Source organism: Spirulina sp. CS-785/01 (genome assembly GCF_028330525.1).
Classification (GTDB): domain Bacteria; phylum Cyanobacteriota; class Cyanobacteriia; order Cyanobacteriales; family Spirulinaceae; genus JAQMSD01.
Window position 1 is genome coordinate 1 of sequence record NZ_JAQMSD010000066.1, and the last position, 6,067, is coordinate 6,067.

Consider the following 6,067-nt stretch of genomic DNA (forward strand, 5'->3'; position numbering starts at 1 on the left):
GGCGTTTACACTTGGGTGTGATGACCCTCTCAAGGTAGCCTACCTTTTTACAGGATTTATGGCTGAGTCTGCACGCTCGTCCCTTTCTAAGTCAACAAAAATTGAACAATGTCAATCAATGTCTAGCTTTCAACGAGCGGGTAGAGAATGTCGTGAGAGAATTGCTTCTTATTTTGACATTCTTCGGCACGCTTATTGAATGGTGATCTGCTGGCGAATTACGATGATCAGATTTGACGATCAGATTTTAACATCGTGAGTGGGAACTCCCCCATTTTCAATGGTGGGATGAGGGCGAATGTAAGTATTCAGCCGTTAGCATTGGGCATTTCCCCTGCGGGGACGCTCCGCGAACCGCTTTTGAAGGAAATTTGTCCAGTTTTTGGGAGGGTTGGGAGCATTTAAACTGAAGGGGTTATCTTTGTCGTCTTCGACGATGAGGGTGATGGGATGCTTTCTCCCGTTAAATTCTAGTCCGCCTGTTTCATTAATTTCTGCGATCGCCAGTTGAATTCCCTCTACAGTAGGAATCCCTGAAGTCTCCGCTACATCCCCCGTGAGGGGGGCAATTACCCCCAAACGAATCTCTGCTCCTTGCCCTTGACAAGCCCCAAGAATCACCAACAGGGTACAACAAAAAAGAACCAAAAAACGTTGCAACAGGAGTCCACAGTCATCACTAATCAGTCATCAGTCAGCAGGGAGATGGGGGGCTTTTTGCCATTCATTTCCAGTCCTCCCGCTTCCTAGACTTGGGTAAGCTATATTACTGATTATTCATCAGTTGGTTGAGCCAATCCGTAAGTTGGTCTGAATTTAGTCGATAACTGAGAGGATGGGCAATGAGACGGGCGGTACTGTGAAAGAGTACATCAATTTCGATTAATCCATTTTCTTTGAGGGTACGTCCAGTGGACACCAGATCAACAATGGCCTCGGACATTCCCGTAATGGGGCCCAGTTCTACAGACCCATAAAGGGGGATAATTTCTACGGGGAGATCGAGTTGTCGGAAATAGTCTCGCGCACAATGAACAAATTTGGAGGCGACGCGGCCATGGGGAGGGAGGAGGCGAGATTCTTGGTATTTACTATCAGCAGGGACGGCCACCGACATCCGACAGTCGCCAAATTCCAGGTCGGCGAGTTGGGCGACTTGGGGCTTTTTCTCTCGTAGGACATCATAACCGACAATGCCCACTTGAGCTTGGCCGTATTCCACATAAACGGGAACATCTTGGGCCCGGACTAACATGGCTTTGGCGGTCCCGGTGGGGTCTTCTATTTGCAGTTGGCGGTTGTTATCATCGAGGAAGGCTCGAAAGTCTAAACCAATGCCATAGAAGCGATCGATGCTGTCTTTCAGTAACGCGCCTTTGGGTAATGCAACGGTAATCATGGATAATGGCAGGAGAACGTGAACCGAGTTTAGTTATGGCGTAAGAGGCCATGACAAGTCAAGCCTTGACGGTATGCCCCGATGATGCACATTTTACTTGTTGATGACGAAGTTGAGTTAACCCAACCCTTATCCCAAGTCCTGTCGAAGGAGGGATATACTGTTGATGTGGCGAATAATGGGGTACGGGGGATGAAGTTGGCCTTACAAAATGCCTATGATTTATTAATTTTAGATTGGATGATGCCGCAGCAGTCGGGGTTAGAGATTTGTCAGGAATTAAGGACGCAAAACAATTTCACTCCCGTTTTATTCCTCACGGCTAAAGATACCCTTGATGATCGAGTCATGGGGTTAGATGCGGGGGCTGATGATTATTTAATGAAACCCTTTGAGTTACGGGAATTATTAGCCAGAGTCCGGGCGTTACTTCGTCGGGGGAGTAATGTTTCTGAGTCCCCCCAACCCGCATCTCGCTTGCAGGTGGCGGATTTAGTTTATGATCGAGAGAATCAACTGGCCTATCGCCAAAATCGTCTCATTGAGTTATCGGAAAAAGAAGCCCAGTTATTAGAGTATTTTATGCAAAATTCCGGTCAACTTCTCACCCACGATCAAATTCAACAGGCCCTCTGGGGGGAGGAGGAACAACCGAGTAGTAATGTGGTGGCGGCCTTAGTCCGGTTATTACGTCGTAAAATCGAAACCAAGAGTGAACAGTCGTTAATTCATACGGTGTACGGGAAAGGCTATCGGTTTGGGGTGTAATGGGTTGTGGGGGGTCTTGGACTACAATACAGGTATGCTGCCTTGATTTCTGTTATAACCGTCTGAAGGACTGAAAGAACGAGTCGCAGACTTGATTTTTCGAGAACAAATAGCTACTTTCATCTACCTTGGGTTAAAACCCAAGGCTAATAGCTGAAACCCGTTAAAACGGGTTAAATGGTTTTAAGCTGACGGCTGATGGCTGATGGCTGATGGCTGATGGCTTACCTGCAATCAATTAATTTTATACGAATCAAGCGGATTTTATATAAGTATGGTTTTGTGGCCTAATGTCAAAAAAAGTCGAGTCAATCGCCTACTAGAGGTTAACCCTTTAATTGTGATTTGTGGGGCTACGGCCACGGGAAAATCGGGACTCGCGTTGCAATTGGCGCGACGGTGGGGAACGAGTATTATTAGTGCAGACTCGCGGCAGGTGTATCGGGAGTTTGATATTGGGACGGCTAAACCTACGGTCGAAGAACGGCAGTTAGTTCCCCATTATTGGATTGATAGTTGCGATCCAACAGAAACGCTTACTTTAGCAGATTATCAGGAACAGACTCAAGAGTATATTCAACGGTTACAAGCTGCGGGTAATTTGCCGTTATTGGTGGGGGGGACGGGGTTATATATTAAGTCGATTACGAAGGGGTTAAAGATTCCGAGAGTCCCGCCTCAAGGGGAATTACGCTGTCAGTTGAGTGAGTTGGGACAGTCCCAATTGTATGCTTTTTTATTACAAGTTGATCCAGTAGCGGCGCAAAAAATTCACCCTAATGATCAGGTGCGGACGTTACGGGCCTTGGAGGTGTATTATGTGACGGGGGTTCCGATTTCTCAGCAACAGGGGGAAAATCCGCCGAGTTATCCGATTCTACAGGTGGGGTTAACTTGTAGCCGCGCTTTCCTGGAAAAACGCATTTATCAACGGACTGAGAAGATGCTGGCACAGGGATTGGTGGCGGAAGTGCAATATTTATGTGATCAGTATGGTGCGGAGTTACCGTTGCTGAATACGCTGGGGTATGCAGAGATTAAGCAATATTTAGGGGGAGAGGTCAGTTTAGAGGATGCGAAAACTCTCATTGTTCAACATACTCGACAGTTTGCGAAACGCCAAGAAACGTGGTTTCGGGCTTATCCTGAGATTGTCTGGTTTAATGTTGAGGAGGGGGATTATTGCGATCGCATCTTACAAGATCTCGACCAAACCCTATTCCATATCTTCCCCCAGTAAGGTATCCCGTGGCACGGCTTGGATTAGTTCCCCATAGATAATTTTTTGATTTTGTAAGCTATATAAGGCAGAAGTAACGGGGGAAGAAATCCAATCTTGATCAAATTCTCGCCACAACTCTTGCAGTTGCGGGTTGAGGGGACTATCGGCCAGAATATCAATGACTAACTGATGAATCCCCAAAATGTCGTCTAGGGTAGCTCGTAAATAGAGTTCCCCCATGATAATGGCTTTGTCAATGGTTAACTGGCCGGCAATAATAGACCGGAGAATCTCCCCAGTGGTCGAAAAATGTAAAAAAGGGGATTCAGTGATATAATCAACTCGCACTTGTAGGGGGTCATTCTCTGAAGCCGTCAATTGGAGTTGTATCCCATCAAGTTCCATTAACGCTCTCTTTCCAGCTACGGTTCTGACTAAGGTTTGCCAAGTTGCATTTTCTTGCGATCGCAGAATTTCAATTAAACGTAATATCCATTGCGCCAATTGCTGGTGACGGTTGTTCTCAGGGATAGTCATGCTTCTCTAACCTTGTTCGACATTCTTGTTGGATTATACAGGCATGACTCAATCCCCTTTTAAGTTGCCTTCAGATTCAGGGGACATCACAATTCATCCGAAAAATTTAACGCAAAATGGGGCCGCCAAAGCGCGAGATGCTCCTCAACCGGCCTCAGAAGCGGGATTTTATGATAAATCCCTGATGAATGAAGCGTTAAATTATTCGAGAGTTGCGATCGCAGCAAAAATTAAAAACTGCATCGAGCAAAAACGCCACCAGACTGGGGCCTATCCCCCCCTCTACGATCTTCTCATTGACTACCCCTTTCGCGGTGGCAAAATGCTCCGGCCAACCCTCTGCATCAGTACCGCCAGAGCCGTTGGCGGTATGGGACAAACCGCCTTAAACACCGCCGCAGCCCTCGAACTCTATCATAACGCCTTTCTCATTCATGATGATATCGAAGACGGCTCAGAATCCCGCCGAGGCAAAGACACCTTACACCAAATGATCGGCATCCCTCGCGCCATTAATGTAGGTGATGCCACCAACGTCCTCGCCGTTGATCTGTTGTTAAAAAACTTATCCGTTTTAGGTGCAAGTAAAACCCTCCATATCCTCCATGAAATCGAATTTATGGCCCAACAATCCGTTGAAGGCCAAGCCATGGAATTAGATTGGATTGCCGATAATACCCCCTACCTCACCGATGAAGATTATTTTAAAATGTGCGGCAAAAAAACTTGCTGGTACACCTTCATTTCCCCTTGTCGCATTGGTTTAATCGTCGGTCATCCCTCCCACAAAACCGAAGATTTAAGCGAATTATTAGAAAATCTCACTCGTTTTGGGATGGCGATCGGCATTGCCTTTCAAATTCAAGATGACTTACTCAATTTACAAGGAGAAAAGAAACTCTACGGTAAAGAAATCGGCGGCGATATTTACGAAGGGAAACGGACTTTAATGCTCAATCATGTCATTGCAAACAGTCACCACTCCCAAGAAATTGTAGAAATTCTCAAACTCCCCCGTCCAGAGAAAACCCAAAAACAAGTTAATTTTATTTTACAAGAAATGAAACAATACGGGAGTATTGAACACGGTTGGAGGGTTGCCCGCAATAAAGCCTATCAAGCTACAAAAATTTTTCAATCTCTAGAGTTTATCAAAGCGGAAGTTTCGCAACAGTCATCCGAACAATGGGATTGTTTAGTCCATGATAGACGGTTTCTAAAAGAACTCATTAATTATGTTATTTACCGCAATATTTAGAACCAATTGTGCTGACCTGTGTATTACTTTACAAGAATTATTAAAATCTCAAGCTAAAAAACCTCCATAACCCCCTGTAAGGAAACATAAAACTAAATAAAAATCTGTAAAATGATTAAACTTGAAATGGCTATTTTTAATTTTTGAGTTTAATTATTAAGAGTAATTGTTTTGTATTTTTGTTAAAAAAATAATACAAAATACCTTTCCTTTTGCCTATTTATTGATAGCAAAAAACATTAAAAAACGTAAAAATAATCTGACAAAAATGGGTTATATTGCTAAATTGAATGTATCAAAAAGCAAATTAGATTTTAGGTTTCATTATTGTCCATTTTTAAATAATTTTCTGAGGAAAACTAATGGCTAGCGAACCATTACAAACTTGTGGGAATCCTATCGTTGATCGAAGATACGCTGATGTTTGGAGTGATTTTTACTTACTAGACACAAACGACCCTATTGAAGGGATGGATGAGATCACCGCTTGGGAAATTTGGGCAGACCGAACTAACCCAGTTCAATTGGTTATTTACAGACCGAATGGAAACTCTTGGTCAGTAGTTGGGAAAAGTGATGTCGAAACCCCTGAATCTGTAGGGAAAAACGAGTTCTCACTTTCTGCACCAATTAAAGTACAAGAGGGTGACTGTATTGGGATGTATCATCCGAAACGAGGGACAGTCAGTTTTGACCTTCTGAGAATGTCCTGAGTCAAGAGTGGGAATTGGTCAAAATACAAACAACATCTCCTCCTCCCACTCAACCTCCCACTCAACCTCCATCTCCTCCATCTCCTCCTCCCACTCAACCTCCCACTCAACCTCCATCTCCTCCATCTCCACCTCCCACTCAACCCCCATCTCCTCCATCTCCCCCTACC

The 6,067-nt window shown here is 44.6% G+C and carries 8 protein-coding genes; 4 read left to right on the forward strand and 4 right to left on the reverse strand.

Annotated features, from left to right (window positions below; all coding sequences use genetic code 11):
- Positions 1 to 315: 315 nt before the first annotated feature.
- A complete protein-coding gene (locus PN462_RS03695) occupies positions 316 to 648 on the reverse strand; it encodes an ABC transporter substrate-binding protein (protein ID WP_272126613.1) in 333 nt (110 codons plus the stop codon).
- A gap of 118 nt (positions 649 to 766) precedes the next feature.
- Complete coding sequence (hisG, locus tag PN462_RS03700) at positions 767 to 1,399, reverse strand: ATP phosphoribosyltransferase (protein WP_272126614.1); 633 nt, start codon at positions 1,397 to 1,399, stop codon at positions 767 to 769.
- Positions 1,400 to 1,483: 84 nt separating this feature from the next.
- Between hisG and rppA the strand changes: the two genes are divergently transcribed.
- Positions 1,484 to 2,167, forward strand: coding sequence for a two-component system response regulator RppA (gene rppA, locus PN462_RS03705; RefSeq protein WP_443029053.1), 684 nt, complete (start codon positions 1,484 to 1,486; stop codon positions 2,165 to 2,167).
- Positions 2,168 to 2,441: 274 nt separating this feature from the next.
- Positions 2,442 to 3,407 (forward strand): tRNA (adenosine(37)-N6)-dimethylallyltransferase MiaA, encoded by a 966-nt coding sequence (miaA, locus tag PN462_RS03710; protein WP_272126616.1) that lies wholly within the window; start codon positions 2,442 to 2,444, stop codon positions 3,405 to 3,407.
- Here the strand turns inward: miaA and PN462_RS03715 are convergent.
- Positions 3,384 to 3,926, reverse strand: a complete 543-nt coding sequence (locus tag PN462_RS03715) for a hypothetical protein (protein WP_272126617.1) — start codon at positions 3,924 to 3,926, stop codon at positions 3,384 to 3,386. The genes miaA and PN462_RS03715 overlap by 24 nt on opposite strands.
- 43 nt (positions 3,927 to 3,969) lie before the next feature.
- On the opposite strand from PN462_RS03715, the gene PN462_RS03720 reads away from it, so the two are divergent.
- Entirely contained in the window at positions 3,970 to 5,184 is a 1,215-nt protein-coding gene (locus tag PN462_RS03720) for a polyprenyl synthetase family protein (protein ID WP_272126618.1), read from the forward strand.
- A 362-nt stretch (positions 5,185 to 5,546) separates the two neighbouring features.
- A complete protein-coding gene (locus PN462_RS03725) occupies positions 5,547 to 5,897 on the forward strand; it encodes a hypothetical protein (RefSeq protein WP_272126619.1) in 351 nt (116 codons plus the stop codon).
- An 18-nt stretch (positions 5,898 to 5,915) separates the two neighbouring features.
- On the opposite strand, the gene PN462_RS03730 is transcribed toward PN462_RS03725, so the two are convergent.
- Positions 5,916 to 6,056 (reverse strand): hypothetical protein, encoded by a 141-nt coding sequence (locus PN462_RS03730; RefSeq protein WP_272126620.1) that lies wholly within the window; start codon positions 6,054 to 6,056, stop codon positions 5,916 to 5,918.
- Between the last annotated feature and the right edge of the window lie 11 nt (positions 6,057 to 6,067).

Coding starts and splice junctions, on each gene's coding strand:
- hisG (WP_272126614.1), bottom strand. CDS start 1,399: ATGATTACCGTTGCATTACCCAAAGGCGCGTTACTGAAAGACAGCATC.
- PN462_RS03715 (WP_272126617.1), bottom strand. CDS start 3,926: ATGACTATCCCTGAGAACAACCGTCACCAGCAATTGGCGCAATGGATA.
- PN462_RS03730 (WP_272126620.1), bottom strand. CDS start 6,056: ATGGAGGAGATGGGGGTTGAGTGGGAGGTGGAGATGGAGGAGATGGAG.
- PN462_RS03720 (WP_272126618.1), top strand. CDS start 3,970: ATGACTCAATCCCCTTTTAAGTTGCCTTCAGATTCAGGGGACATCACA.
- PN462_RS03725 (WP_272126619.1), top strand. CDS start 5,547: ATGGCTAGCGAACCATTACAAACTTGTGGGAATCCTATCGTTGATCGA.
- rppA (WP_443029053.1), top strand. CDS start 1,484: ATGCACATTTTACTTGTTGATGACGAAGTTGAGTTAACCCAACCCTTA.
- miaA (WP_272126616.1), top strand. CDS start 2,442: ATGGTTTTGTGGCCTAATGTCAAAAAAAGTCGAGTCAATCGCCTACTA.